The organism is Streptomyces sp. MA5143a, assembly GCF_900290235.1.
Taxonomy (GTDB): Bacteria; Actinomycetota; Actinomycetes; order Streptomycetales; family Streptomycetaceae; genus Streptomyces.
In genome coordinates this window covers 20,909-47,711 of the sequence record NZ_OLMK01000062.1, presented here as the reverse complement: position 1 = coordinate 47,711, position 26,803 = coordinate 20,909, and the positions used below count along the sequence as shown (strand labels likewise).

The 26,803-nt window shown below is 73.1% G+C and carries 18 protein-coding genes and 1 pseudogene; 11 read left to right on the top strand and 8 right to left on the bottom strand.

Features of this window, described 5'->3' with window-relative positions; all coding sequences use genetic code 11:
* Positions 1-18: 18 nt before the first annotated feature.
* Together SMA5143A_RS25200 and SMA5143A_RS44105 are read right to left on the bottom strand one after the other, a co-directional pair.
* Complete coding sequence (locus SMA5143A_RS25200) at positions 19-789, bottom strand: metallophosphoesterase family protein (protein WP_107465126.1); 771 nt, start codon at positions 787-789, stop codon at positions 19-21.
* Positions 786-4,007: an FAD-binding and (Fe-S)-binding domain-containing protein gene (locus SMA5143A_RS44105; protein WP_375136543.1), complete on the bottom strand. Its 3,222-nt coding sequence runs from the start codon at positions 4,005-4,007 to the stop codon at positions 786-788. The genes SMA5143A_RS25200 and SMA5143A_RS44105 overlap by 4 nt, the downstream gene beginning before the upstream one ends.
* Positions 4,008-4,436: 429 nt before the next feature.
* On the opposite strand from SMA5143A_RS44105, the gene SMA5143A_RS44605 reads away from it, so the two are divergent.
* From SMA5143A_RS44605 to serC, 6 genes and pseudogenes are all read left to right on the top strand, one after another.
* Positions 4,437-7,064, top strand: coding sequence for a sensor histidine kinase (locus SMA5143A_RS44605; protein ID WP_107465125.1), 2,628 nt, complete (start codon positions 4,437-4,439; stop codon positions 7,062-7,064).
* Positions 7,061-7,462: pseudogene (locus SMA5143A_RS25180) on the top strand (roadblock/LC7 domain-containing protein); the annotation flags it as partial. The gene SMA5143A_RS44605 and the pseudogene SMA5143A_RS25180, both read left to right, overlap by 4 nt.
* 152 nt (positions 7,463-7,614) lie before the next feature.
* On the top strand, positions 7,615-7,962 hold the full coding sequence (locus SMA5143A_RS25175) for a DUF742 domain-containing protein (RefSeq protein ID WP_055541466.1): 348 nt from the start codon (positions 7,615-7,617) through the stop codon (positions 7,960-7,962).
* Entirely contained in the window at positions 7,943-9,232 is a 1,290-nt protein-coding gene (locus tag SMA5143A_RS25170) for a cytochrome P450 (protein ID WP_375136542.1), read from the top strand. The genes SMA5143A_RS25175 and SMA5143A_RS25170 overlap by 20 nt, the downstream gene beginning before the upstream one ends.
* 133 nt (positions 9,233-9,365) lie before the next feature.
* A complete protein-coding gene (locus SMA5143A_RS25165) occupies positions 9,366-13,064 on the top strand; it encodes an NACHT domain-containing protein (protein WP_107465123.1) in 3,699 nt (1,232 codons plus the stop codon).
* A 10-nt stretch (positions 13,065-13,074) separates the two neighbouring features.
* Positions 13,075-14,193 carry a phosphoserine transaminase gene (gene serC, locus SMA5143A_RS25160; RefSeq protein WP_107465122.1) on the top strand — a complete coding sequence of 373 codons (1,119 nt, stop codon included), beginning with the start codon at positions 13,075-13,077 and terminating at the stop codon, positions 14,191-14,193.
* A gap of 91 nt (positions 14,194-14,284) precedes the next feature.
* On the opposite strand, the gene SMA5143A_RS25155 is transcribed toward serC, so the two are convergent.
* From SMA5143A_RS25155 to SMA5143A_RS25140, 4 genes are all read right to left on the bottom strand, one after another.
* Positions 14,285-15,892, bottom strand: coding sequence for an alpha/beta hydrolase (locus SMA5143A_RS25155; protein WP_107465121.1), 1,608 nt, complete (start codon positions 15,890-15,892; stop codon positions 14,285-14,287).
* Positions 15,893-16,147: 255 nt separating this feature from the next.
* Positions 16,148-17,677 (bottom strand): cellulase family glycosylhydrolase, encoded by a 1,530-nt coding sequence (locus SMA5143A_RS25150; RefSeq protein WP_107465120.1) that lies wholly within the window; start codon positions 17,675-17,677, stop codon positions 16,148-16,150.
* Between the two features lie 170 nt (positions 17,678-17,847).
* On the bottom strand, positions 17,848-18,768 hold the full coding sequence (locus SMA5143A_RS25145) for an ABC transporter permease (protein ID WP_258193733.1): 921 nt from the start codon (positions 18,766-18,768) through the stop codon (positions 17,848-17,850).
* Entirely contained in the window at positions 18,765-19,781 is a 1,017-nt protein-coding gene (locus tag SMA5143A_RS25140) for an ATP-binding cassette domain-containing protein (protein ID WP_107465119.1), read from the bottom strand. The genes SMA5143A_RS25145 and SMA5143A_RS25140 overlap by 4 nt, the downstream gene beginning before the upstream one ends.
* Positions 19,782-19,868: 87 nt before the next feature.
* On the opposite strand from SMA5143A_RS25140, the gene SMA5143A_RS25135 reads away from it, so the two are divergent.
* Positions 19,869-20,645, top strand: a complete 777-nt coding sequence (locus SMA5143A_RS25135) for a TetR/AcrR family transcriptional regulator (RefSeq protein WP_107465118.1) — start codon at positions 19,869-19,871, stop codon at positions 20,643-20,645.
* A 55-nt stretch (positions 20,646-20,700) separates the two neighbouring features.
* On the opposite strand, the gene SMA5143A_RS25130 is transcribed toward SMA5143A_RS25135, so the two are convergent.
* Together SMA5143A_RS25130 and SMA5143A_RS25125 are read right to left on the bottom strand one after the other, a co-directional pair.
* The gene (locus SMA5143A_RS25130) at positions 20,701-21,441 is read right to left on the bottom strand and encodes a VOC family protein (protein WP_107465117.1); all 741 of its coding nucleotides are present in this window, start codon (positions 21,439-21,441) and stop codon (positions 20,701-20,703) included.
* Between the two features lie 70 nt (positions 21,442-21,511).
* On the bottom strand, positions 21,512-22,528 hold the full coding sequence (locus SMA5143A_RS25125) for a hypothetical protein (protein WP_107465116.1): 1,017 nt from the start codon (positions 22,526-22,528) through the stop codon (positions 21,512-21,514).
* Positions 22,529-22,695: 167 nt separating this feature from the next.
* Between SMA5143A_RS25125 and SMA5143A_RS25120 the strand changes: the two genes are divergently transcribed.
* The 4 genes from SMA5143A_RS25120 to SMA5143A_RS25105 all read left to right on the top strand — a co-directional run bounded on the left by SMA5143A_RS25120 (position 22,696) and on the right by SMA5143A_RS25105 (position 26,646).
* Entirely contained in the window at positions 22,696-23,379 is a 684-nt protein-coding gene (locus SMA5143A_RS25120; protein WP_107465115.1) for a GDSL-type esterase/lipase family protein, read from the top strand.
* A 111-nt stretch (positions 23,380-23,490) separates the two neighbouring features.
* Positions 23,491-24,078 (top strand): Uma2 family endonuclease, encoded by a 588-nt coding sequence (locus SMA5143A_RS25115; protein ID WP_107465114.1) that lies wholly within the window; start codon positions 23,491-23,493, stop codon positions 24,076-24,078.
* Between the two features lie 156 nt (positions 24,079-24,234).
* Complete coding sequence (locus SMA5143A_RS25110) at positions 24,235-25,575, top strand: MFS transporter (RefSeq protein ID WP_258193731.1); 1,341 nt, start codon at positions 24,235-24,237, stop codon at positions 25,573-25,575.
* Between the two features lie 78 nt (positions 25,576-25,653).
* A complete protein-coding gene (locus SMA5143A_RS25105; protein WP_107465113.1) occupies positions 25,654-26,646 on the top strand; it encodes an aldo/keto reductase in 993 nt (330 codons plus the stop codon).
* The last annotated feature ends 157 nt before the right edge of the window (positions 26,647-26,803 follow it).

The window sequence follows — 26,803 nt, the reverse complement described above, 5'->3', positions numbered from 1 at the left end:
CCGTTCACGCGCCCCCGTTCACGCGCCGCCTCTGCCGTCCCTCGGGCCGAACGCCGCCAGCGCCTCCGCGTCCGTCGTCCGGGCGTTGAGGTAGTGGTCCGCCCAGGCGGCGATGTCCTCGTAGCCGCATGCTGCGGTGAGGCGGGCGACGGCGGCGGGGATGTCGAACGAGGTCGTGCGGAGGTCGACGCCGGGGCCCAGCAGCGCCCAGTGCGCGCCGGGGCGGCCGTACGGCATGCCGACGCTGCCCGGGTTGACGATCAGGCGGCCCTCCGCGAGGCGGGTGTAGGGCATGTGCGTGTGGCCGCAGACGATCGTGCGGACGTCGGCGGGTACGTCCGCGAGGACCTCCGCCCAGCGGGCGGGGCGGGAGTCGACCAGCACCACCTCCTCGTCGTCGCGGGGCGTCGCATGACAGAAGAGGGTGGGCCCGAGGCCCCGGACGGTCAGGGTGCGCGTCCTCGGCAGGGACGCGAGGAAGTCGACCTGTTCGCCGCTGAGCGCCTCCGCCGCGTACGGGCCGATGGGGTCGGGGATGGTGGCGCGGTCGCCCCGGCGGTACTCGACCAGTTCACGGTCCGCGTTCCCCCTGATCCACACCACCCGGTCGCCCTCCCCGCGCAACAGGTCCAGCACCTCGGCCGGTTGTGGGCCCGCCGTGATGTCACCGGTGAGGACGATCCGGTCCGCCGCACGCACGTCCGGCTCCGCCAGTACCGCCTCCACCGCGGGGAGCACCCCGTGGATGTCCGACAGCACCGCCACACGGCCCAGTTCGGGTGACCTCATCCTTCTTCTCTCTTCCCCCGGTCCAGCGCTTCCGCCAGCACCTCCGCCAGGTGCGCACCCCGCCGTCCCGCCAGGTGCTCCAGCTGTGTCCGGCAGGAGAAGCCGTCCGCCAGGATCAGCGTGTCGTCCGTCGCCTCCCTGACCGCCGGGAGGAGTTGCTCCTCGGCGCAGGCGACGGACACCTCGTAGTGGCCCCTCTCGAAGCCGAAGTTGCCGGCCAGTCCGCAGCAACCGCCGCTGAGGTCACCGGTGAGGCCGGCGGCCGCGCGGAGGCGGCGGTCGGGGGCGTCGCCCAGTACCGCGTGCTGGTGGCAGTGGGTCTGGCCGACCACCGGGCGGTCGAGCGCGGGAGGGGTCCAGCCGGGGGCGTAGCGCTCCAGTGCCTCGGCGAACGTGACGACGGAGGCGGCCACCCTGGCAGCCCGCGGGTCGTCGTGGAGCAGCTCGGGGAGGTCCGAGCGGAGGGTCGCCGCGCAGCTCGGTTCCAGGACGACGAGGGGCAGACCGGCCGGGGCGCGGGAGGGGGAGGGGGAGAAGGAGGGGGCGAGGAACGGGTCCAGCAGGTCCAGCGTGCGGCGCAGCACCGCGCGGGCCTGGTCTAGCTGGCCCGTCGAGATGTACGTGAGGCCGCAGCAGAGCCTGCCCTGACGCGACGTGAACAGGGTGCGGGCGAGTGCCCCTTGTGCGAGGTCGGTCTCCTGGCCCGCCTTTCGCCGCTTCCGCCAGGCCGGTTTCCGCCTCGTCCCGCGCGTCGGCGGCACGATCACCTCCAGCCCGGCCGCCTCCAGCACGCGCAGCGCGGCCCGTCCCACGGACGGGGAGAGGTACTCGGTGAAGGTGTCGGTCCACAGCAGCACGGTGGCCGGCGGCAGCCCGTACGCGTCGCCGTCCCCGTCGCGCCCACCGCCCTCGGCACCCGCCCAAGGCCCGGCCTCGTCACCCGCCGCCCCGAACTCGTCCTCGGCACCCGCCCCGAGCTCGGCCTCGCCGCCCGCCCGAAGCCCGGCCTCGTCAAGGGTGCCCACCGCCAGTTCCTCGGGGACCGGCGGGCGGCGGACCTGCCTCGGCCCCCACCGCACTCCCCACCCCTCCGGACGGTCCCGCTCCCCACACTCGACCCATTCGACACCTCCGTCCGGCGCGACGCCCCCGTCCGACCCGACACCCTCTTCCGGCACGGCACTCCCGTCCGGCCCGACACCCTCCTCCCGCCCGTCCGCCTCGTCCCGCTCCCCGACCCACCCCCGGTACCACCGGGAGAACGGCACCGGCGCCAGCCTCGGCAGGTCCCGCTCCCCCGCGATCCCTCCCAGCCGTTTCGCCAGGCCGGCCAAGGGGCGTACTCCGGCGAGGAGGTTGACGAGGCCGGCCGTGCGGGTGCGGGCGAGCAGGTGGAGCCATACCGGCAGGCGGCCCATCGTGTAGTGGGCGGCGGGGCGCCGGCGGCCCGCGTAGTGGTGGTGGAGGAACTCCGCCTTGTACGTGGCCATGTCGACGCCGACGGGGCAGTCCGAGCGGCAGCCCTTGCAGGACAGGCAGAGATCCAGCGCGTCCCGCACCTCGGGCGAGCGCCAGCCGTCGGTGACGACCTCTCCGGCCAGCATCTCGTGCAGGAGGCGGGCCCGGCCGCGAGTGGAGTGCTCCTCCTCCCCCGTCGCCCGGAAGGAGGGGCACATGACCGCGCCGGAGCCCGCAGCCGCCTCCGTCGTACGGCATTTGGCGACGCCCACGCAGCGTCGTACGGCCGCCGAGAAGTCGCCGCCGTCCTCCGGGTATCCGAACACCACCGGGACCGGGTCGCGGGGCAGCGGCGCGAAGCGCAGGTTGGTGTCGAGGGGGGCCGGGCGGACGAGCATGCCGGGGTTAAGGAGGTCGTCCGGGTCCCAGAGGGCCTTGGCGCGCTCGAACACGGCGATCAGGTCGGGCCCGTACATCCTCGGCAGCAGTTCGGCCCGCGCCTGGCCGTCGCCGTGTTCCCCGGAGAGGGAGCCGCCGTGGGAGACGACCAGGTCGGCGAGGTCCTCCGAGAAGCGGCGGAAGCGGGCGACGCCCGGCTCGGTGAGGAGGTCGAAGTCGATACGGACGTGGATGCAGCCGTCGCCGAAGTGGCCGTAGGGGGTGCCGCGCAGGTCGTGGGCGCGCAGGAGGCCGCGGAAGTCCCGGAGGTACGCGCCGAGTCGGGCGGGCGGGACCGCGCAGTCCTCCCAGCCGGGCCAGGCCTCGCTGCCGTCGGGCATCCTCGTCGCCGTCCCGCTGGCGTCCTCGCGGACCCGCCACAGGGCGCGCTGGGCGGCGGTGTCGGTGACCACCAGCGCGTCGGCCGCGTCCGCCGCGCGCACGATCGCCTCGGCGCGCGCCCGCGCCTCGGCGGCCGTGTCCCCGCCGGTCTCCACGAACAGCCACGCCCCGCCCGCCGGCAGCCCGGACGTCCCCGGGGGGACGAGGTCCGCGGCCATGCCCTCCACGGTCAACGGGCCGTGCGGGAGCAGCGCGGGGGCCCCCTCGGCCGCCGCGCTCTCGTCGGCGTACCCGAGGACGGCGAGGGCACGCGCGCGGGGAGCCTCGACGAGGCGTACGACCGCCTCCGTGAGGACGCCGAGGGTGCCCTCGGAGCCGCAGAAGGCACGGGCCACGTCGGCGCCCCGCTCGGGGAGCAGGGTGTCGAGGGCGTAGCCGGAGATACGGCGGGGCAGGTCGGGGAAGCCGGTGCGCAGCAGCGCCAACTCCCCTTCCACCAGGGCCCGGAGCCCGTCCGGGGCGCCGGACCAGTCCTGTCCGAGGCGGCGGGACCTGCCCCTGCCGTCGAGGACCGACAGCTCGCGCACGCTGTCGGCGGTGGTGCCCCAGGCCACCGAGTGGGAGCCGCAGGAGTTGTTGCCGATCATGCCGCCGAGGGTGCAGCGGCTGTGGGTGGAGGGGTCGGGGCCGAAGCGGAGGCCGTGCGGGGCGGCAGCGTCCTGGAGGCGGTCCAGGACCAGGCCCGGCTGGACGACGGCCGTGCGCGCCTCGGGGTCCAGGGCGAGCAGCCGGTTCATATGGCGGGTGAAGTCCAGGACGACGCCCGTGCCCGTGGCCTGGCCGGCGATCGACGTGCCGCCGCCGCGCGCCACCACCGGCACGCCGTGCTCCCGGCACACCGCCAGGACGGCCGCCACGTCGTCCGCGTCCCGGGGCGCGACCACGCCGAGCGGCACCCGGCGGTAGTTGGACGCGTCCATGGTCATCAGTGCCCGCGCGGTCGTGTCGAACGCGACCTCGCCCCGCACGGCCGCCGTCAGCGCCGCCCGCAGCCCGGCCGCCGTCACCGACCTGGACGAGTGCCGCTCCGCCGTCGACCGCGCCCCGGTCGCGGGCCGCTCCGCCGCCGGCCCGGACCGTGACCCTGCTCGCGTCTCCCCTGGACCTTCCATCCCTCCAGCATGCATCCCACCACTGACAGTGACCACGCGGTGACGGCGGGCCGGTACCGGGGCGATGGCCGGATTCTGGTGAGCTAACCGGAAACCGCCCGACCCCCGTCACGAACTCTCATATAGTGACGCCCAATTGAGCACCAGGTGTCGCTTCTCGCACAGGAACCGACCGTGTTACCGAGGCCAGGAACCGACTGAGTTACCGAGTCCAGAACCGACCGAGGACAGCAGCCCATGACCGCGCCCAGCCCCCCACGCCCTCCGGGCGACCGCCCAGCGCTCCGCTCAGTCCTGCCCCTGCCCCTGGTCACCGCCGTGTTCGCCGCAGCCGCGGCCGGCGGTTCGGTCGCGCTCGCACCCGCGTCCTTACGGGTCCCGGTGGCGGGTGGCGCGGGCGCCGCCGCCCTGCTGCTGACGCTCGCCGTCGCGGTCGCCGTCCACGCCCGGCAGTCGGCGCGGTCGCTGCGGCACCGCCTCGACGCCGTGTCCCGTGACACCGGGATGCTCCTCCAGGAACGGGCCCGGCTGACGGCCGAGTTCGGGCAGGAACGGGCGCGGCTGACCGAGGAGTTCCTCCAGGACCGCGCCCGGATCGCCGCCGACTACGCCCGCGAACGGACCCGGCTCACCGCCGAACTGGACCACGAGCGCGGCCGGCTCGCCGACGAGCGCGCCCAACTGGAGACCAAGGCCGAGGAGGAGAGGTCCCGGCTCCTCGACCGCGCCCGGCAGGCCGAGACCGAGCGCACGGCCGCCCTCGCCGTCACCGCCAACGTGGCCGGCCGGATGCAGGCCCTCGCCACCGGCACCCTCGCCGACCTGCGCGCCATGGAGGAACGCCACGCCGACGAGGACGTCCTCGCCGACCTGCTCCACCTCGACCACCGCACCGCCCAGGCGGGCCGCCTCGCCGACTCCGTCGCCGTCCTCGCTGGCGCCCGCTCCGGGCGCCGCTGGGCCAGACCCATCCCCATGGAGTCGATCCTGCGGGGCGCGATGGGCCGCATCGGCGCCTACCGCCGGGTCCGGCTGCACTCCTCCAGCGAGTCCGCCGTCGCCGGGCACGCCGCCGAGGGCGTGATGCACGCGCTCGCCGAACTCCTCGACAACGCGGCGAACTTCTCACCTCCGACCGCCGAGGTCCACGTCTACGTCGAGGAGGTCCCGACCGGCGTCATCATCTCCGTCGAGGACGCGGGCCTCGTCATGAGCGACGTCCAGCTGCGCCGCGCCGAACGCGCCGTCTCCGGCGAGGACTCCGACCTCACCGGCCTCACCGGCACCCGCCTCGGTCTCGCCGTCGTCGGCCGTCTCGCCCGCAAGCACGGCCTCAAGGTCTCCTTCCGCCCCTCCGCCCGCGGCGGCACGGGCGTCCTGATGCTGGTCCCGCAGGACGTGCTGGCCGGTACGGTGCCGGCGGCGCCCGCGCAGACCCCGGCCCCGACGGACGAGCGGTCGACGCCGTACGCCGCCGTGCCCGCACCGCACGACCTGGACGACGAACCGACGCCGACCCACGAGTCCCCGTCCCCGTACGGCGCCGCCCCCGGCCCCGAGGAGCCCCCGACGGGCCCCGGCGGCCTCCCCCGGCGCCGCCGGGGCCGGTCCCTCGCCGAGGCCGAGGCCCGCACGCGCGCCCAGAGCGCCGACGCCCCGCCGGCCCGAGACTCCCGCCCCGCCGAGGACGCCAGCACCGGCGCCGTCCGCTTCAGCAGCTTCCGCCGCGCCGTCCGCGGCACGAGCGGCCTCGACCAGGCCTTCGTCCAGGGCACGTCCACGGACGACGAACCGTCCACGGGCCTCCACCGGCGCACGGAGGGGGCGGAGCACGGGGAGAACGCGGGGCGGCCGGAGCACAGCGAGAGCCTGGAGCGGCCGGACAGCACGGAACCGCCGGGTACGCCCGGTGCGCCGATCACGACGGGCACGCCGTTCCCGCAACCGGGGACGCCGTTCCCGCGACCGGGGACGGGGTTCCTTCCGGGCCCCGGCGGGGAGAGCCTCCCGGAACCCGTACGGGACGGTCTGCCCGACGCCGGACGGGAGGGTCTGCCGGCCTCGGGCCTCGTACGGGAGGCCCGGTCAGAGTACGCAGGGGAACTCCTGCCGGAGCCTCTGCGGGAGCCGGTGCGCGAGCCCGTCGGCGAGCAGGTGGCCGGCCCTGTCCCGGACGCCCCGGTCCCGTCGCCCGGCACCGCCGTACCGCCCCTCGCGCTGGAGCCCGCACGGGAGCCCGAGTGGGGTGTCGCCCGGGGGGCGACCTGGGAGACGTCCTCGGCGCCGGAGCCCGAGTGGGAGCCGACCGCTCCCGTAACGGACCCCGGTTGGGAGCCGGAGCCCGTGCGCGGCGCGCGGTGGGAGTTCGAACCGGTGCGGGACGATCCGTGGCAGCCGGTGGGCGACACGCCGTGGCAGCCGGGACTCGCCCGTATCCCGCTCGGGGAATCCGAGCCGGTCCGGGAGACCGCCTGGCAGGCCGAGCCGGCCCGGACCTCACCGCAGGAGCCCGAGCCGGTGCGGGACACCGCATGGCAGGCCGGGCCGACCCAGACCCCGCCTCACGAGGTCGAGCCGGTCCGGGACACCCCGTGGCAGGCCGAGCCTCCGCCGGAATCCGAGTCGGTGCGGGACATCCAGTGGCAGTTGGACGCGTTGCGGGAGCTGGCCCGGGACCCCCAGCGGGACGACCGGCCCGCGCCGGGCGACGACAACACGCCCTCCGCCCACGCGCCGTCGTCCCACACCCCCGCGCCCCCGGTGCCCCCGTATCCGGACCCCGGCGGCACCGGCGCCGGCCCCGCACCCCTCCCCCATCCGGACCCCCATCCGCATCCCGACCTGGAAGGCGACCCCACCCCATGACCGGCACCGGCACCACCGCCGACGACAGGCTCACCTGGCTCATGGAGGGTTTGCTGGAACGCACTCCGGGCGCCCGGCACGCGCTCGTGCTCTCGCGGGACGGGCTGAAGCTGTGCCGTACGCCGGAGCTGTCCGTGGACCAGGCGGACCAGCTCGCCGCGATCGCCGCCGGCATGCAGTCGCTGTCCCACGGCGCCTCCGTGGAGTTCGGCGACGGCAGCGGCGGCGTGCGGTCGGCGATGGCGGAGTTCCACGGCGGGGTCCTGTTCATCGTGGAGGCGGGCGAGGGCGCGCATCTGGCCGTCGTCACGGACGAGGAGGCCGACGCCGGGCTCGTCGGACACACCATGAGCGAACTGGTGGAGCAGTTGGGCGAGCACCTCAGCGCCCGCCCGCGCCACCGGCCGGAGTCCCCCGCGGACCCGACCGCCGCGCCCACCCGGTCGACCACCCCGGCCTCGACCACCTCCTCCACCACCGGCCCCGCTTCCCCCGCGACGACGGCGACCACCTCGGCTACTTCGGCTACGGCTCTGGCGCCCCGTACGTCATGAGCCGGCCCGGCAGGGACGACCTGCCCGACCGGCTGTACACCCTCACCGGAGGACGCAGCCGGTCCGCGCCCGGCACCCCCTTCGACCTGGTCACCCTGGTCACCGCCGAGTCGCAGCCGGTGCCGGGGATGCAGTCGGAGCACACGGCGATCCTGCGGCTGACGGAACGGCCCACGGCGGTCGTGGAGATCGCCGCCGGGCTGGGGCTGCCGGTGAGCATCACCAAGGTGCTGCTGTCCGACCTCCTCGCCGCGGGCCGGGTCAGCGCCCGGCACCCGCACAAGGCCACGCTGATCGATCTGGACATCCTGGAGCAGGTACTAGTTGGACTTCGCAACCTCTGAGCACGGCGGGGACGGCCGGACACCCGGACCGGGCCCCGGCTCCGGGCCCGCCCCCGCCCCCGTCGCCCTGACCGGCGCCCGCTTCCACGGTGACCCCGCCGCCCTCTACCGCGCACTGCGGCGCGAGCACGGCGAGGTCGTCCCCGTGCTGCTCGACGGGGACGTGCCGGCGTGGTTGGTGCTGGGCTACCGCGAGCTGCACCAGGTGACGAGCGACCCGGAACTGTTCAGCAGGGACTCCGGTTTGTGGAACCAGTGGCCGAACATCCCCGCCGACTGGCCCCTGTTGCCGGTGATCAGCCGGAAGCAGCCGTCGATCCTCGGCTCGGTCGGCGAACGGCACCGGCGGCGTGCGGCGCTGCTCGGCGAGGCGCTGGAGGCGGTCGACGCGTTCACGCTGCGCGGCCACGCCGAGCGGTTCGCGGACGAGCTGCTCGACGCGGTGTGCGGGGCGGGCAGGGCCGACCTCGTCGCACAGTACGCGGCGCTGCTGCCGGTCCGTGTGCTGGCGTACCTGTTCGGTTTCCCGGAGGAGCAGGGGCCGGACCTGGTCGCGGCGTTGACCGACATCCTCGACGGGCAGGGCCGGGCGCAGGCCGCCGAGGCACGGCTGACGGCGGCGATGACCCGGCTGGTGGCGGAGCGGCGGGAGCGTCCCGCCGACGACGTGGTGTCCCGGCTGCTGGTGAACGCCTCCGGCCACGGCTTCTCCGTCGAGGAGGTCACGCACGACGTGATGGTCATGCTGGCCGCGGGACACCAGCCGACCACCGACTGGATCGGCAACTCCCTGCGGCTGATGCTGACCGACGAGCGGTTCGCGGCCTCCCTGTTCGGCGGACGCAGCAGTGTGGCGGAGGCCATGAACGAGGTGCTGTGGGAGGACGCGCCCATTCAGAACGCGGCCGGCCGCTGGCTCTCCCGGGACACCCGGCTCGGCGGCCGTGCCCTGCGCGCCGGGGACCTCGTCGTCCTCGGCCTCCAGGGCGCCAACTCCGACCCCCGCGTGCGTACCCACGGCTCCGCGCTCACCGGCGGCAACAACGCGCACTTCTCCTTCGGTCACGGCGAGCACCGCTGCCCGTTCCCGGCGCGGGAGATCGCCGAGGTCATCGCCCGGACCGGTATCGAGGTGGTCCTGGACCGGCTGCCGGACCTCGACCTCGCCGTACCGCGGGAGAACCTCGTCCGGCGGCCCTCGCCCTGGCTGCGGGGGCTGGTGGAGCTGCCGGTGCGGTTCTCGCCCTCGCCCGCGGTCGGCGGCCGGTGACCCGTGCCGCGTCGAGTGGCGGGGGCGGGCCCCTGCTGGTGAACTGAAGGCAGGGATCCCTCCGCCCCGACATCCCGCGCCCGGAAGCGTCGGCCCCCGGCCGATCCCGGCCGAGCCGACGGAGTGGTGGTCGATGGGATACGCACTCCACCCGCACAAGGTCAAGATCGTCACGGGACCACCGCAGGCGGGCCCCCTCCACGAGTTCTGGGCGCATCTCCGACGCCCCTTCGTCTCGGTCTTCTGGCATCTGCGCGGCCGCTGGCTGCTGCACCGGGGCGTCACCCGCGCCGGGCGGTGGTGGAACCCGCCGTTCACTACGGTGCTGGTGGCGCTGGCCGCCGTGCTGACGGCGGCACTGGTCCTGTGGTCGGTCCTTGCGCTGCTGGAACTAACCGACATCAAAGGGTGGGTGCAGGACGTCGGGCCGCAGCCGTGGTGCGAGGAGAAGTCCGCCGCGTGCGACACCGTCAGCGGCGTCGCGATGCCGCTGCTGCTGTTCGCCGCCTCCACCCTCCTCTTCCTGTCCTGGCGCCTGTGGCAGGTCCGCCGCTACTGCACCCGCCAGGCCCGGCACGACCCCGGCCGGCTGGTGCAGACCGCCGGGAGCCTGATGGACGAGGTGGTCGGACGCGACCAGCTCTGCAACGCCCTCATGAAGAACCTCAACGACAAGAAGGTCCGGCGCCCGCACGTCGTCGTCGGGGGCGTCGGCGTCGGCAAGACCGCGCTGCTGGTCCGGCTGGCCCAGAAGCTCGCCGCGGTGGGGGCGGTGCCCATCCCCGTGCGGCTGCGGGACGTGCAGGGCGACGAGCCGCTGGACTTCGGCGAGTTGGCGCTGGCCCGGTTCCGGGAGATCGTGCGGGCGAAGGTGCGGTCCGAGGGCGAGGTCGACCGGATCTGGCGGTGGCTCAGACAGCGGGCGGACCGGATCGTGGTCCTCGCCGACGGCCTGGAGGAGGCGTTCGCGGAGGACGACCTGACCGGCCGCCGGGACAATCTGATCCGGGACGCGATCCGCCGGGCCGGCGAGGAGGGTCTGCCGCTCGTCATCGCGTCGCGGCCGCACGACCCGCTGCGCGCGATGCAGGCGGCCGTGTCCGAGCTGGAGCCGCTGAGCAACGAGGCGGCGTTGCGGTACGTCGCCGGCAGTGGCAGCTGGCGCGCCGACCTGACCGTGCTGGACCGCATCGTGGAGGCCGCCGACATGGCAGAGTCCCCCATCTATCTGAAGATCGCCCGGGATCTGCACGCCCAGGACCTGCTGGAACCTTTGTGGGACGGCGGCGGTGACCAGGACCTCCAGCTGTACGACAGCTGGCGGCTGCGGGCGGAGCTGATGGAGACGTGGATCCACGCCCTCGTCGCCGCGGACGTCCACCCCGAGCTGCCGATCGACCACGACACGCGGCTGGCGGTGGTGGAGTACATCTCGGCGCTCGCCTGCGTCGGGCTGGCATCCGACAGCGCCGACGTGGGCCTCGGGGAGCTGGGCTCGGCCCTCGCCGACGCGGACGGCGCGTCGGAGCCCCGGGGGTTCGCGGTGCGGGCGGGTCCGAACCGGGAGTGGAACGGGCGGGTCGCCCGCGAGCTGAACCGGCGGATGGGGGAGCTGAGGTGGTGCCCGGAGACGTACGCCCTGAGGCGCGGCGCTCCTTGGAGCAGGCCGCAGCACCCCTGTCAGGGGGCGCCCGGCGGCTCCGGCGGGTGGGTGGGGCCCAGGGTCGACATCAGGATCGCCGCGACCTGGGGCACCCGGATGGGGCTGGTCCACGAGAGCGGCGACAAGGTCCGCTTCCAGCACAGCATCGTGCAGGCGTATCTCGGCTCCCGGTTCCTGGAGAAGATCTTCGAGTCGCCGGCCGCGTCCGGGCCGAGCAGTGGTGCGACGACCTCCGCTGCCCCGCCCGAGGCGCCGGTGCCCGACGCGCACATCGCCCGGGCGCTGCGGCAGGGCGGACGGGAACTGCTCATCGCGCTCACCCTGTACTCCCGGTCGCCGAAGGGGCGGTGCGTGTGCGGGCCCTCGGGGGCGGGCCGGCGGACCTGCCCCGTCGACCGGATGCGGGAGCTGCTGACCGCGCATGCCAAGGACCTGCTGGCCGAGGCCGACGCCTCGCACGCGGTCGGGCGGCACAGCGGCGACGGCGAGCCCGACGACCGCGGCAGTCCCCGGCTGCGGGCGCTGGAGAGCTACGGCCCGGCCGTGGAGATCGACAGCGTCGCGGTCGCGCCCCGGCAGGAGCACCTCGTCAAGGAGATCGAGCGGGACTGGCACCGGCTCGGCCAGAACGAGGACCCCGCCCGGCTCCGCGAGGCGAAGATCGCGCTGGTGAAGCAGTGCGGCACGGCCGTGCGTCGGCTGGCCGCCGTGCGCGGCCGCGCGCCGGGCGACGAGCATCCGGCGTACCCGGTGTACGAGGTGATGTTCCGGATCGGCCGCAAGGAGACGGACCGCCGGGTGCGGGAGGCGCTGGTGAAGGAGGTGGGCGCGGGCGGCGAGCGGGCGTACCAGGCGTTGTGCCGCGGGCTCGACGAGGCGTGTGCCGCCGTCGAGGCCGGGCCGCGCAGGTGCCCGGCGGGCCGGGTGGCGTTGTCGCCGGAGCAGGCGGACGGGGACCGCTCGTGGGGGTGGGACCTGGCGGACCACCGGGACCGGGAGGAGCGCAGGGTGGCGGAGGAGGAGGCTCTGACGGAGAAGGGCAGATGGAGCTGCAACACCATGCGGGCCTGGCTGCTGCCGCTGCTGGTGGACTCGTCGGCGATGGGCCGGCGCCAGGCGAGCCCCCGTGACGACCTGGACAACTGGGTGCGGGCGGCGACCGGGGCGGCCCGTGCTCCGATCGACGACGACGGGCCCGGCGCCTCCATCGGTCTGGGGGTGGCGCTGGCCCAGGGGTTCAAGTTCGCCGCCAACCGGCGGCCGGGGCCGGGCGCCGTCCGCGGGGCCCGCGAGTTCCTCGTCAAGCAGGCGCGGGACCTGCTGCGGCAGAGCACCTTCTGGTACACGCGGCTGACGCTGCTGCACGCCCTGACGCTGTGGAGCCTGCCCGACGACGTCACCGCCGACCAGCCGATGCGCGGCCCCGGTTCCGACCCGAGGGGGCAGGTGCGGGAGTGGCTGGCGCTGGGCGACCGGGGCCACGCGGAGCATCCGCTGGTGGCGGGGGCGGCGAAGCTGGCGGTGCGGGCGCTCCAGACGCGGCGGCCGGAGCGGTTCCTGTGGATCGACGAGGCGGCCGTGGCGTCCTGCGTCGGCACGGAGGTGGGGCTGCCGGGCGAGCAGCGCGCCCACAACCTGTGGATACCGCCGTCCACCGGCTGGAGCACCCTGGACCCGAGGGCGCAGCAGCTGCTCGCGGACGTCCTGCTGGTGATGGTGCTCGGGGAGCGGGCGCACCGTCCGAAGGACGCGTTCCGCATCCTGGAGCTGTGTGCGCGGGAGCCGACCCGGATGCCGTCGTGCGTCCACAAGGACCGCACCCGGCTGAGCCCGGTGCGCGGGGCGGAGCACGCGGCGCAGCCCGGCTCGAACTGCACGGACGACTGCCGGCTGAGGATGTGCCCGTACCCGGCCAAGGTGGAGAGCCTGCGCATGGAGTTCAGCGAGGTCTTCTGCCTGCACCAGCGGGACCTGCTGAAGAAGTGGCAGCCGTGGGCGTGGGCCTCGCTGCGGCTGCGGCGGGAGGCCCCGTGGCAGCGCGGGGTGCCGGTCGCCGGGATGCGCCGTTTCTGGGACCAGATGAGCGACCGGGCCCGCGACATCGGCCCCGGCACGGGCCCCGTCTCATCCGACGGACGACGTTTCGCCCAGGTTTCGCGGAGCCGATAGGCTCGCACCCGTGGCTGATATCCAGATCCCCGCTGACATCAAGCCCGCCGACGGACGTTTCGGCGCTGGCCCCTCCAAGGTGCGGACGGAGGCGCTGGACGCGCTGGCCGCGACCGGCACCTCCCTGCTCGGCACCTCCCACCGCCAGGCCCCGGTGAAGAACCTGGTCGGCCAGGTGCGCGAGGGCATCAGCGAGCTGTTCTCCCTGCCCGAGGGCTACGAGGTGGTCCTCGGCAACGGCGGCTCCACCGCGTTCTGGGACGTCGCGACGCACGGCCTGATCGAGAACAGGAGCCAGCACCTGACCTTCGGCGAGTTCAGCTCGAAGTTCGCCAAGGCCGCCAAGCTCGCCCCGTGGCTGGGCGAGCCGACCGTGGTCTCCTCCGACCCCGGCACGCACCCGGAGCCGGTCGCGGAGGCGGGCGTCGACGTCTACGCCTTCACCCACAACGAGACCTCCACCGGTGTCGCCGCCCCGATCAAGCGGGTGGCCGGTGCCGACGAGGGCGCCCTCGTCCTGGTCGACGCCACGTCCGGCGCGGGCGGTCTGCCCGTGGACATCGCCGAGACGGACGTCTACTACTTCGCCCCGCAGAAGTCCTTCGCCTCCGACGGCGGCCTGTGGATCGGCGTGTTCTCCCCGGCCGCGATCGAGCGCGCCGAGCGGATCCACGCGAGCGGGCGGCACGTCCCGGAGTTCTTCTCGCTGCCGACGGCGATCGACAACTCCCGCAAGAACCAGACGTACAACACCCCGGCGCTCGCCACGCTGTTCCTGCTGAACCAGCAGCTGGAGTGGATCAACGGCCAGGGCGGTCTCGCCTGGTCCACGGCCCGCACCAAGGACTCCTCGACCCGCCTGTACGGCTGGGCGGAGGAGTCCAAGTACGCGACGCCGTTCGTCTCGGACCCGGCCAAGCGCTCGCAGGTCATCGGCACGATCGACTTCGCCGACGAGATCGACGCCGCGGCCGTCGCCAAGGCTTTGCGCGCCAACGGCGTCGTCGACACCGAGCCGTACCGCAAGCTCGGCCGCAACCAGCTGCGCGTCGCGATGTTCCCGGCGATCGACCCGGCGGACGTCGAGGCCCTCACGAAGTGCGTCGACTACGTGATCGAGAAGCTCTGACCGCTCAGCGGTACGACGCCGAAGGGCGCCCGGTGGGGTCACCGGGCGCCCTTCGTGTCGTCCTACGGGGTGTTGCCCGTGTCGTGCGGAATCAGCCGCGGAAGCCGAGGATGCCGTGCAGGGCGGCACCGCCCGTCGCGGTGGACGCGCCCGACCGCGCCGACATCTTCTGCGCGGCCTGCGGCTTCGGGTCCGGCAGCTTCTTGCAGACGGCGTCGATCTGACCCTTGCCGTGCGGCACCTTGCCGTTGCTCAGGTAGGTCGCCAGGTACTTGTCGAGGCAGGAGTTGCCGCTCAGCGAGATGCCGTGGTTGCCACCGCCCTGCTCGACGACCAGGCTGGAGTTCTTGAGCAGCTTGTGGACGGTGAGGCCGCCCTGGTACGGGGTGGCCGCGTCGTCCGTCGCCTGGAACAGCAGCGCCGGCGGGAGCTTCGAGTTGGCGACGTTCACCGGCTTGAGGGTCTTGGTCGGCCAGAACGCGCACGGCGCGTTGTACCAGGCGTTGTTCCAGGCCATGAAGGGCGCCTTCTTGTAGACGGCCCAGTTGTCCTTCTGCCACGTGCTCCACTTGCGCGGCCAGGCCGCGTCACGGCACTGCACGGCGGTGTAGATGCTGTAGCCGTTGTCGCCGGAGGCGTCGACGGCGGCGATGTTCTGGTACGCCTCGACCAGCGGCTCGGCGTTCTTGTCACCCACGTAGGCGGCGAACGCATCGGCGAGGATGGGCCAGTAGCCGTTGTAGTAGCCGCCGGGGATGAAGGTGTCGTCCAGCTCGGAGGCGCCCACCTTCACCTTGCCGCCCACGGGCTTCTTGGCGAGGGCGGCCCGCATGGCGTACCACTCGGCCTCGATCTTGGCCGGGTCGGTGCCGAGCTTGTAGGTGGCGTTGTTCTTGGCGATCCACTTCATCAGCGCCTTGTGGCGCTTGTCGAAGGCGTAGTCCTGGTCGAGGTTGTCCTCGTACCAGACGCCCGTCGGGTCGACTATGGAGTCGAGCACCAGGCGGCGCACACGGTCCGGGTACTGCTTGGCGTAGACGGCGCCGAGGTACGTGCCGTACGAGTAGCCGAAGTAGTTGATCTTCTTGGCGCCGAGCGCCTTGCGGATCGCGTCCATGTCCTTCACGGCGTTGGCCGTGTTGATGTGCGGCAGGACGTCCTTGTACTTGGTCGCGCAGGCGGCGGCGAAGGACTTGGCGCGGTCGAGGTTGGCCTTCTCGATGGCCGCCGTGCTGGGCACGGAGTCCGGGCGCACCGGGTTGAAGTAGCCCGGCTTGCAGTTCAGGGCGGGCTTGCTGGCCCCCACGCCGCGCGGGTCGAAGCCGATGACGTCGTACTGCGACGCGACGGCCTTGGGCAGGGAGCCGGCGACGAAACCGGCCAGGCCCAGGCCGCTGCCGCCGGGGCCGCCGGGGTTGACCAGCAGCGGGCCCTGGTACTTCTTCGCGGTGTGCGGCACGCGGGACAGGGCCAGCGTGATCTTCTTCCCGCCCGGCTTGGCATAGTCCAGCGGCACCTTCACCGACGCGCACTGCATCGTCGGGGCGCTGTCGGTGGCGCACTTCTTCCAGGAGACCTTCGCGGCGGCGACCTGCACGGTGTTCACGGAGTGCGGCGCGCTGGCGCTGGCGGGCGCGGCTGCGAGCGTCCCGGCCAGTACGACGGTGGCGCCGCTGAACACGGCTGCGCTTCTCTTCATGGAGTTCTCTCTGAAGTGAGGGGGGTTCCAGGTCCGCGGGGTTCGCGGCCCGTGCCGCATGGTTCCTGAAGATCACGCCGCGCATAAACAGATTCGACCAAGACTTGACTGAATTGAGTCATTGGAATTACTCAAACTACCCACAGACAACGCCAGTTGCCCGTAACCGGGACAACCTGAACGGCTGCCCGCGCCGGCCCTTCCCGAACGCCCCACGCCGACGGGGCGCCCGGCGGTCACCGGGCGCCCCTCGGTTCAGGTCGCCGTGCAGCTCACGCTCGGCACGCCCCCGCCCCCGGGCGTGCCCCCGAAGCCGAGGGTCGCCGAGGCGCCCGCGGCGAGGGCGCCGTTGTGGGCGGCGTTCGTCGCGGTGACGGTCGCACCGCTCTGGGTGTACGAGGCGTTCCACATGTTCGTGACCTTCTGGGAGCCGCTCCAGGTCCAGGTGACCTTCCAGGACTTGAGCGCGGTCGTCCCGCTGTTGGTCACCTTCACCTCGGCGTTGAAGCCGCCGCCCCAGTCGCTGCTGACGGTGTAGACGGCTGCGCAGGCGGGTGTCCCGCCGCCGGGGTCACCGGGGTCGCCCGGATCGCCGGAGCCGCCGCCCGGCGGGAAGCCCGGCGCCTTGATGCTCGTCAGATAGCCGTCCTTCACGGTGTCGACTGTCTGCCAGTCGTCCTTCAGGATGCCGCCGGTGTCACCGGAGTTGGGGTTCCAGGACCAGAAGGTCCAGTGGAAGGAGTCGTTGCCGTACGTCGAGGTGGAGCGGAGGTAGGTCACCAGGGCGGCCAGCCAGCGCTGGTCGACCGTGGCCTGGAGGGTCGTACCGAACTCGCCCACCCAGACGGGGGCGATGTTCTGCTTGAAGATGTAGCCCCAGTACCGGTCCCAGACGCCCGGCATGTTGTTGGGGAAGTTCGGGTCGCTGAACCAGCTCTGCTGGGCCACGCTGGTGGCGTAGTCGTGCGCGGAGTAGACGAGCCGGTTCGGCACGTCGAGCCGTACGGGGTGGTCGGCGACGCCCATCAGGTTGCCGCCCCACCAGCCCGAGACGCCGTTGTACGACTGGACGCCCTCGACGAGGACCAGCAGGTCGGGATTGGCGGCGAGCACCGCGTTGCCGGCGCGTTCGGCGGCGAGGCGCCAGTCCTTGGAGGTGTCGCCGCAGCCCCAGCAGGCGGGGTCGTGCGGCTCGTTGTGGAGGTCGATGCCGATGACGGTGGAGTCGCCCTTGTAACGGGTCGCGAGGGCCTTGAGGCCCGCGATCCACGTCGACTCGGGGACCGTCGAGGTGTACCAGAGCGCCGACTGGCCCGCCGAGTCCGGGCGGTGCCGGTCGAGGATGATCTTCAGCCCGCTCCGCCCGGCGTGCGCCACCATCTTGTCCAGGACCTGGAGCGAGGTCAGACCGCGCAGATCGGTGTTCTTGCCGTCGAAGTTGAGGCTGTCGGGCATGGTGCCCGGCTTGAGGATGTCGTCGCTGTAGGGGATGCGCAGGGTGTTGTAGCCCAGCGACTTCATCTGGTCGATCATGCTCTTGTAGTCGCGGGACCACAGGCCGTGGGGCACGTGGTTGGCGGTCTCGAAGCCGAACCAGTTGATGCCGGCGATCCGCACCGACTGGTTGTTCGCGTCGAGGATCTGGCGCCCGTTGGTGTGCCAGTAGCCGGCACCGGCGGCGGCCTCGGCCGCCGCGGCCGACGGGGCACCGCCGGCCAGCGGCAGCACCAGCACGGCGGCGGCCGCGCACAGGGCGCCCAGAGTTCTCCGTAAGCTGCGGAACATGACGCTGCTTCCTCCTCGGGAGGCGCGGGCCCGGAACAGATGGGAGCGCTCCCATCACCCGCATCCCCCATGGAAGACAGGTCACATGGACACGTCAAGGCGTCCGACGCCTCGTTGTGCGCCGGACGCCTCTCGGTGCGGCCCGAGAGCCAGGGACCGAAGTCAGCGGCTCAGCGGCTCAGCCTCCGGAACCGGCGCACCGCCAGCGGGAGGAAGACCAGTGTGAGCACGACCGGCCACACGCCCGCCATCAGCAGCGCGTGCTGCTCGATCCAGGAGTCACCGCCGCCGACCGGGGTGCCGAACAGCTCACGGGTGGCGGCCGCCGTGGAGGAGAGCGGGTTCCAGGCGGCGACCCAGCCGAGCCAGTCGGGCATGAGCTGCGGGGCCACGAAGATGCTGGAGATCATCGTCAGCGGGAAGGCGACCACGAAGAGGCCGCCCGCCGCCTCCGGGTTGGGCACCAGGAGGCCGAGCCAGACGCCGATCCAGATCAGCGCGAACCGCAGCCACAGCAGCAGACCGAACGCGGCCAGGAAGCCGAGGTCGGCGTCGGGGCGCCAGCCCATCGCGAGGGCCGTCAGCATCATGATGGCCAACTCCGCGCAGGCGACCACCAGATCGGTGACCCCCCGTCCCGCGACCACGGCCGACGGCGCCATCGGCATGGAGCGGAAGCGGTCGATGACGCCCTTGGTGGAGTCGTGGACGACGAGGGTCGCGGTGTTGATGAACCCGAAGGCCATCGTCATCGCGAACATGCCCGGCATCAGGAAGTCCCGGTAGTCGCCCCCGCCGGGCACCTGCATGGCGCTGCCGAAGACATAGCCGTAGAGGAGGACGGAAAGGATCGGGAAGCCCAGCTGCCAGGCGATGTTGACCGGCTGGCGCCGGTAGTGGGTGAGGCCGCGCCGGACGATGTTCCCGACGTCGGCGAGCAGCCAGTACGTACGGCTTCGGACGGGGAGGTCGGTGAGGTCGGTGAGGTCGGTGAGCTCGCCGAGGCCCGGGGCGCCGGAGCCGGTTCGGGCGTCGGAGCGGGAGCCGGTTGCGGCGCTCGGGCGGACGTCGGGGCTGACGGGGGTGCTCATACGGCGGCCTCCTTCGGCTGCGGCGCGGACGGCGGGGTGCCCCGCTCGCCGGGCGGTTCGGTACGGTGCCCGGTCAGCCGCAGGAACACGTCGTCCAGGCTGGGCCGGCGCAGGCCGATGTCCTCGACGGCGACACCCTCGTCCTGGAGGGTGCGGGCCACCTGCGTCAGGGCGTTCACCCGGTCGGTCACCGGCGCGTGCACCCGCAGCTCGGTCTCGTCGGCCTCCGGTTCGCCGTCGGCGACGCGGGCGACGGCCTTCACGGCGTGCGGGATGTCCGCGCGGTCGGCCACGACGACCTCGACACGGTCGCCGCCCACGGTGTTCTTCAGCCCGTCGGGGGTGTCGTCCGCGATGGCCCGGCCCTGGTCGATGACGGTGATGCGGGAGGCCAGCCGGTCGGCCTCCTCCAGGTACTGCGTGGTGAGCAGGACGGTCGTGCCGCCCGCGACCAGCGCCCGCACCGAGTCCCAGACCTCGCCCCGGCTGCGCGGGTCGAGGCCGGTGGTCGGCTCGTCCAGGAAAAGAACGGCCGGGGCGAGGATCATCGAGGCGGCGAGGTCCAGCCGGCGCCGCATACCGCCGCTGTATGTGCCGACACCCTTGTCGGCGGCGTCTGCGAGGTCGAACCGGTCGAGCAGTTCGGCGGCGCGCCGTTTTGCCCGCCGGCCGCCGAGATGGAAGAGCCGGCCGAACATCTCCAGGTTCTGCCGTCCCGTCAGCACCTCGTCCACGGCCGCGTACTGGCCGGTGAGGCCGATCCTCGCCCGGACCTCTCGGGGCCGCCGGGCCACGTCGAGCCCGGCGACCGTCGCCCGCCCGCCGTCGAGCCGGACGAGGGTGGACAGGATGCGGACGGCCGTGGTCTTGCCCGCGCCGTTCGGGCCGAGGAGGCCGTGGACCGTGCCCTCGCGGACGGCCAGGTCGAAGCCGTCGAGCGCGCGCTTCTCGCCGTACCGCTTCTCCAGCCCCTCCGCCCGTACCGCGTACCCGTCGCCGTTTCCGTCGCTCATGGGTCCCCCTTCGCTAGAACTGAGTACACCGTACCCTATTTCGCGTACGTCGTACTCAGTTTTTTCGGGGGGACTTAGACTCGGCTCATGGCAAGCAGTGACGGCGGTACGCAGACCAGCGGCAGCGGCGACATCGTCCGTACGCTCGAACTGCTGTGGGACACGGGGAGGCGCCCCAGCCGGGGCCCCAAACCGGGGCTCACCCTGGAGCGGATCGTGGAGGCGGCGGTCCGGGTCGCGGACGCGGAGGGGCTGGAGGCCGTGTCGATGCGGCGGGTCGCCACGGAGCTGGGCACCGGCACGATGTCGCTGTACCGCTACGTCCCCGGCAAGGCCGAACTGCTCGACCTGATGCTGGACCGGGTGCAGCGCCCCTCCGACGATCCGGCCGACCTCGGGGACGGCGGCTGGCGGTCCGCGCTGGAGGCCCTGGGCCGGGCGACCCTCGCGCTCTACCGCCGCCACCCCTGGCTGCTCCAGGTCAACCAGAGCCGGCCGCTCCTCGGGCCCAGCGCGCTGGACGGCATGGAGAAGGTGCTCTCCCGCATCAAGTCCATGGGCCTGACCGACCCCGAACTGGTCTCCGCGATCATCGCGGTGGACGGCTATGTGGTCGGGGCCGCCCGTACCCAGCTCTACGAGGCGGAGGTGGAGCGGCGCACAGGGCTCACCGACGCGGAGTTCTGGGCGGCGCAGGCGCCCCTGCTGGAGAAGTTCATGGCGTCCGGGCGCTACCCGATGCTGGCCGGGCTGTCCGAGGACGCGTTCGGCCGGGACTTCGACCACTTCGAGTTCGGGCTCCAGCGGATCCTCGACGGCCTGGAGGCCCTGGTGGCCCGGCGGGCCGGGGACGGGGTCGCGTAGGGGGCCGAGGACGAGGGCCCGAGCGGCAGCCGGGGCGGTGGCCGGGCGGACCGAGTCAGTGCGGGGCCAGGACGCAGAACTCGTGGCCCTCCGGGTCGGCGAGGCAGGTCCACGGGACGTCGCCCTGGCCGACGTCGAGATCGGTGGCGCCGAGGGCCCGCAGCCGGTCCACCTCCGCCGCCCTGTCGTCCCCGGGGTAGGGCAGCAGGTCGAGATGGACGCGGTCCGGCGCGGTCTTCACGCCGGGCGTGCGCAGGAACTCCAGATACGGGCCGACCCCCCGGGCGGAGCGCAGCACCGCGTGGTCGTCGGTCACCTCGTGCAGCGCCCAGTCGATCGCCTCGCCCCAGAACCGGGCCATGGCCCGCGGGTCGGCGCAGTCGACCACCACCGCGGCGATCGGCCCGGTGTCCCGGTAGACGTCGCGGGGCTCCAGCACACAGAACTCGTTGCCCTCCGGGTCGGCGAGGACCGTCCACGGCACGTCACCCTGGCCCACGTCGGCGGGGGTCGCGCCGAGCTTCCGCAACCGCGCGACCAGTTCCGTCCGCTGGGCGGCCGAGTGGGTGGCGATGTCCAGGTGCACCCGGTTCTTCGCGGGCGTCTTGGGATCCGGCACGGGGACGACGTCGACCCCGAGGGCGACCGGATGCGGCCAGACGAGCCCGCCGGCGGGACCGACGTAGGTGGCGGCACCGGGACGGTAGGCGGTCCAGCCGAGCGCCTCCGCCCAGAACCGGCCGACCGCCGGGGCGTCGACGGCCTTGACGATCACATGCACGGGTCGCAGCGCCATGCCGACGATCCTATGCAGCGGTGGACGGCCCGCCGGACGACCGGCTGACGGGCCGTGGGAGAACGCCCCGTCAGGACGGGCGGCGCCGGACGCGTTTGAAGCCCCAGATGACGACGGCGGCGCCGACGACGGCGATCGCGCCGACCTTGAGGCCCGAGCCGGTGCCGTCGGCGTCCTGCCCGGCGGACGAGCCGCCCCCACCGGAGGAGGACGAGCCGGAGCCGCCGTTGCCGGAGCCGCCGGAGCCGCCGCCGGGGACGTCGCGGGCGACGACCGTGCTGGCGGCGCCCTCACTGCCGTACATGATCTTCGAGCCGTCGGTGGTGTACGTGAGGGACTCGCCCTGCCGTTGCAGGGGCACGCTCAGCCGGTCGGCCTTCTCGATCTTCCCGCCGTTCCAGTCGTAGAGGATCGCGCCGAAGTACGAGCGCAGGGCGAGGTGTTTGCCGTCCGGCGAGAACGCCCCGTCAGTGACCTCCAGATCGGGTACGGAGGCGACCTTCCTGAAGATGTTCGTGCCGGACGCGGAGAGTTCGGCCGGGCCCTCGTACAGCGAGCCCCCCGCCTCGTTCTTGTCGGCGATGTAGACGCGCCCGGTCTTCGGGTGCACCATCAGCGCCTCCGCGTCCCGCGCCCCGTCCTCGTACTTCACGACGTACTGCGTGGCCTTGAGCGTCTGGTCCTTGAGCTGCTTGGGCTCCGGCAGCTCGTAGATCCACACGTACTGCCAGGTCCCGCCGAGGTTGTCGCCGATGTCGCCGACGTAGAGGTGGTTGTCCGGGCCGATGGAGATCGCCTCGACGTCCCGCGGTGTGCCGACACCCGTCAGCGTCACCGTGGCGACCGTCTTCCCGGTCCTGCTGTCCACGGCGTACAGGAACGCGCCGTCGTCGCTGTCGTTGTGCGTCCAGTACACGCCCGGATGCTGACGCGAGGCCGCGAGACCGCTGGACTCGGTGATCCTGGGGTCCTTCACCGTGAAGTTGCCGTCGTCGGCGACCGCGGGCACGGCCGGTACGGCGGCGAGCAGAGCACCGGCGAGCACGGCGAGTCCGGCGAGCAGGGGACGGCGGAATGGTCGGCGCATGGCTCCCACCCTGCCATGCCGCTGCGTGGGGCGGGGGTGGGAGAGCTTGGCGGAGCGGGGGTGGCAGAGCTCGCGGGCCCGTGGTCCCCGCACCACGTGGTGATGCTCACAGGGGTGTGTGCCCCAGTCCCTCCTACCGATGGGTAGCGATCGTTCATGATGAGCCCATGCTCAGGTTCATGCCCGTAGGCGACTCCATGACGATCGGGAGCGCGGGCGAACACACGTGGCGCTACCGGCTCTGGCAGCACCTGTGCGCGTCGTACGACGGCCCCTTCGGGATCGTCGGCCCGCGCGAGTCGCTCTACGACAAGGCGACCGACGCCCCCACGTCGTACGAGTACGCCGACGGCGACCCCCTCTTCCCCCGCGCCCACCTGGCCGGCTGGGGCGAGGGCTGGCTGCACATGGCCCCGCTGATCGCCGACGCGGTCCGCGCCCACCGCGCGAACGTCCTCCTGGTCTCCCTCGGCCTGATCGACCTGGGCTTCTACACGGACGCCGAGCAGACCGTCGAGAACACCCGCCGCTTCGTCGCCGCCGCGCGGGAGGCCGACCCTCGGGTCCGCATGGTGCTCCTGCCGGTCATCCCGAACGTCCGCGCCGAGGGCGACGCCGCCTTCGCCGCCCAGGTGGCCCGCTTCAACGAGCTCCTCGCCAAGACGGCCGCCGACCTCGACGAGCCCCGCTCCGAGCTGCTGCTGGCGTCCCCGCCCCCGGGGTACGACATCCACCTGGACACCTACGACGGCACCCACCCCAACGCCTCCGGCGAACACCGCATCGCGGCGGCCTTCGCGAACGCGATGCACGAGGCGTGGGACCTGGGCGGCCCGTACGAGCTGCCGTAGGCCCGGCTCCGCAACCGAGTTCCGCGGCGCCGCACGTGTCCTGGTCACCGTGCGTATCGTTGTACCGCGCGGCTGTTCGCTACCCGGCGGCAGCCGGGGAGGAGCGCCACGATGACCGTCCTTGAAGACAGGATCGAGATGGCCGAGGGAAGCCGCGAGCTGACTCTGGACGTCATGTTCGACTGCCTGGAGAAGATGCCCATCCCCGAGGGAACGAAGGTCGAGATCGTCGGGGGAAACATCTTCATGTCGCCGCAGCGCCAGACTCACTTCGAGATCACTTTCCACATCCTGCAACAGTTGTACGGCTCTTACACCATTAAGCGGCTGGCCTCGGACGTCCGCATCGACTTCCCCGGAGACCTGAACGGCTTCGCCTGCGACGTCGTGGCCCTGGCCGCCCGGTCGGTGAAGGACGGCAAGGGCCGCTGGCGCTACCAGGACATCGAGTTCGTGGCGGAGGTCATCTCAAAGGGCACCGCTGCCAACGACTACGGCCCGAAGAAGCTCGCCTACGCCGAGGCCGGGGTCCCCGTCTACCTGATCGTCGACCCGTACCAGGGCAGGTGCCACGTCTACACCCAGCCGAAGGACGGCGACTACGCCACGGTGACGAAGATCCCGTTCGGGGACGACGTGGACCTCACCGACACCGTCGTCGGCCTCACCCTCAAGACCGACGAGTTCCCCCGCGACTGAGCCGCGACCCGGCCTCGCCAAGGGGCCGCCAAGGTGTGGCCAAGACCCGTTCACGGGCCCGGCGCGGGCTTGCCCGGGGCGTCGCCGCTCGCTTGGATGGCGCGGTCGGCGTGAGCAAGGGCTGCGTCGCGTACGGCGACGAGGGGTGGGCCCGAGGTGGTGGCGGGGGCGGCCGGGCAGCGGCTGGGCCGGGAGTTCCGGTGGCTGTGGGCGGCGTACGCGGTCAGCGTCTGCGGCACGCGGCTCGCGTTCGACGCGCTCCCCCTGATCGCGGTCCTGGTCCTGGACGTCGGCCCGGCGGAGGTCTCCGCGCTGGCGGCCACCGGGCTGGCCGTGGGCGCGGCGGTGGCGGTGCCGCTCGGCCCCTGGGTGGAGTTCCGCCGCAAGCGCCCGGTGATGATCGGGACGGATCTGCTCCGCGCCGGCGCCCTCCTGACCGTCCCCGTGGCCTACGCCCTCGACCTGCTGTCCTTCCCGCAGCTGCTGCTGGTCTCGGTCGTCGTCGCCGCGGCCGACATCACCTTCGGCGCGGCGAGCGGCGCGTTCCTGAAGTCCCTGGTCCCCCCGGAGCACCTCCTCGCCGCGAACGGCCGCTTCGAGGCCACCAACTGGACGGCGACCATGCTCGGCCCGCCACTGGGCGGCGCCGCGATCGGCCTCCTCGGCCCGGTGGTCACGCTCGTGACCGACGCGGTCAGCTATCTCCTCTCCGCGACCGCCCTCCGGGCGATCGGCGACACCGAGCGTTCCGCCGAGCGCCTCGCCGAGCGCCCGTCGACGCGCCCGGCGCACCCCGGGGAAGCGCCCGCCGAGGGAGCGCCCGCCGACGGAACGCCTCCCGAGCCGGCCGCGCCGCGCCTGCGCGCCCGTGATCTGCTCGACGGCTGGCGGTACATCCTCACCAGCCCGGCGCTGCGCCCCCTGTTCCTCAACACGATCCTGGTCAACGGCCTGATCATGGCGACCGCCCCGCTGCTGCTGGTCCTGATGGTCGGCGAGCTGGGGTTCACGCCCTGGCAGTACGGTCTGGCCTTCGCCCTGCCCTGCGTGGGCGGTCTGATCGGTTCGCGGCTCGCCCGGCGGCTGGTCGCCCGGCACGGGCAGCACCGGGTGCTGCTGGCGACGGGCGCGCTGCGGGCGTGCTGGCCGGTGGGGCTGGCGTTCATCCACCCCGGCGTCACCGGGCTCGTCCTGGTGATGGCCGTGGAGCTGGGCCTGATCACCTGCATGGGCGTCTTCAACCCGGTGATGGCCACGTACCGCCTCGACGAGACCCCGCCGGACCGGGTCGCCCGCACCCTGTCCGCCTGGTCGGTCACCAGCAAGCTGACGATCGCCGCGCTGACCGCCCTGTGGGGTCTGCTGGCCGCCGTCACCGACCCGCGCACGGCGGTCGCCGCGGCCGGGGCCCTGATGCTCGCCACCCCGCTGCTCCTCCCCCACCACCGGCCCGAGCGGCCCGCCCCGAAGGACGACACGGCCGAACTGAAGGGCTGACCGGCCGCTCGCGAGGCACCAGCGGCCGGGCGCGGGGCCCTTGCCTAGAGCGCACTCCACGGCCTTGGCTGGAGGACCATGGAGTACACACAGCTCGGACGCACGGGGCTCAAGGTCAGCCGGCTGGTGCTCGGCACCATGAACTTCGGGCCGCAGACCGATGAGGCGGACAGCCACGCGATCATGGACGCGGCGCTGGACGCGGGGATCAACTTCTTCGACACGGCGAACGTGTACGGCTGGGGCGAGAACAAGGGCCGTACGGAAAAGATCATCGGCGACTGGTTCGCGCTGGGCGGTGACCGCCGCGACAAGGTCGTCCTCGCCACCAAGGTGTACGGCAACATGGCCGCCGACGGCGACGCCTGGCCCAACCACGACAAGCTGTCCGCGCTGAACATCCGGCGGGCGGTCGACGCCAGCCTGAAGCGGCTGCGGACGGACTACATCGACGTCTACCAGTTCCACCACGTCGACCGTGCCACCCCCTTCGAGGAGATCTGGCAGGCCGTCGACGTCCTGGTCCAGCAGGGCAAGATCCTCTACGCCGGCTCCTCCAACTTCCCCGGCTACAAGATCGCCCAGGCCAACGAGATCGCCGCCCGGCGCTCGGGCACCATCGGTCTCGTCAGCGAGCAGTGCCTCTACAACCTCGCCGAGCGCCGCGCCGAGATGGAGGTCATCCCGGCCGCCCAGGAGTACGGGCTCGGGGTGATCCCCTGGTCGCCGCTGCACGGCGGGCTGCTCGGCGGTGTCCTCAAGAAGGAGGCCGAGGGCGGCCGGCGTGCCTCGGGCCGCGCCGCGGACACGCTCGCCGATCCGGGCGTACGCGGCCGGATCCAGGCGTACGAGGACCTCCTCGACAAGCACGGTGTCGAGCCCGGCGAGGCCGCCCTGGCGTGGCTGCTGACCCGTCCCGGCGTCACCGGCCCGATCGTGGGGCCGCGCACGGCCGCACAGCTGGAGTCCGCGGTCCGGGCGGCCGAGCTGGAGCTGAGCGAGGAGCTGCTCGCCTCCCTGGACGAGATCTTCCCGGGCCCGGGCCCGTCCCCGGAGGCCTTCGCCTGGTAACACCGGGCTCCGCCCCAAGAGCGAGCGAGCGGGAAACCGCACGACCGGCCCGCACGGGCCCGGGGTCACTCCGACCCGCCGGGCCCGCGCGGGACACCGGCCACGCCGACAGGCCGACACGTCACGGCCCGCAGGTACCTCCGACCGCCCGACGAGT

Bases quoted from the DNA above. Each gene is read 5' to 3' on its own strand.
- SMA5143A_RS25200 (WP_107465126.1), bottom strand. From the start codon at position 789: ATGAGGTCACCCGAACTGGGCCGTGTGGCGGTGCTGTCGGACATCCAC.
- SMA5143A_RS44105 (WP_375136543.1), bottom strand. From the start codon at position 4,007: ATGGACGCGTCCAACTACCGCCGGGTGCCGCTCGGCGTGGTCGCGCCC.
- SMA5143A_RS44605 (WP_107465125.1), top strand. From the start codon at position 4,437: ATGACCGCGCCCAGCCCCCCACGCCCTCCGGGCGACCGCCCAGCGCTC.
- SMA5143A_RS25175 (WP_055541466.1), top strand. From the start codon at position 7,615: ATGAGCCGGCCCGGCAGGGACGACCTGCCCGACCGGCTGTACACCCTC.
- SMA5143A_RS25165 (WP_107465123.1), top strand. From the start codon at position 9,366: ATGGGATACGCACTCCACCCGCACAAGGTCAAGATCGTCACGGGACCA.
- SMA5143A_RS25155 (WP_107465121.1), bottom strand. From the start codon at position 15,892: ATGAAGAGAAGCGCAGCCGTGTTCAGCGGCGCCACCGTCGTACTGGCC.
- SMA5143A_RS25150 (WP_107465120.1), bottom strand. From the start codon at position 17,677: ATGTTCCGCAGCTTACGGAGAACTCTGGGCGCCCTGTGCGCGGCCGCC.
- SMA5143A_RS25145 (WP_258193733.1), bottom strand. From the start codon at position 18,768: ATGAGCACCCCCGTCAGCCCCGACGTCCGCCCGAGCGCCGCAACCGGC.
- SMA5143A_RS25140 (WP_107465119.1), bottom strand. From the start codon at position 19,781: ATGAGCGACGGAAACGGCGACGGGTACGCGGTACGGGCGGAGGGGCTG.
- SMA5143A_RS25135 (WP_107465118.1), top strand. From the start codon at position 19,869: ATGGCAAGCAGTGACGGCGGTACGCAGACCAGCGGCAGCGGCGACATC.
- SMA5143A_RS25130 (WP_107465117.1), bottom strand. From the start codon at position 21,441: ATGGCGCTGCGACCCGTGCATGTGATCGTCAAGGCCGTCGACGCCCCG.
- SMA5143A_RS25125 (WP_107465116.1), bottom strand. From the start codon at position 22,528: ATGCGCCGACCATTCCGCCGTCCCCTGCTCGCCGGACTCGCCGTGCTC.
- SMA5143A_RS25120 (WP_107465115.1), top strand. From the start codon at position 22,696: ATGCTCAGGTTCATGCCCGTAGGCGACTCCATGACGATCGGGAGCGCG.
- SMA5143A_RS25115 (WP_107465114.1), top strand. From the start codon at position 23,491: ATGACCGTCCTTGAAGACAGGATCGAGATGGCCGAGGGAAGCCGCGAG.
- SMA5143A_RS25105 (WP_107465113.1), top strand. From the start codon at position 25,654: ATGGAGTACACACAGCTCGGACGCACGGGGCTCAAGGTCAGCCGGCTG.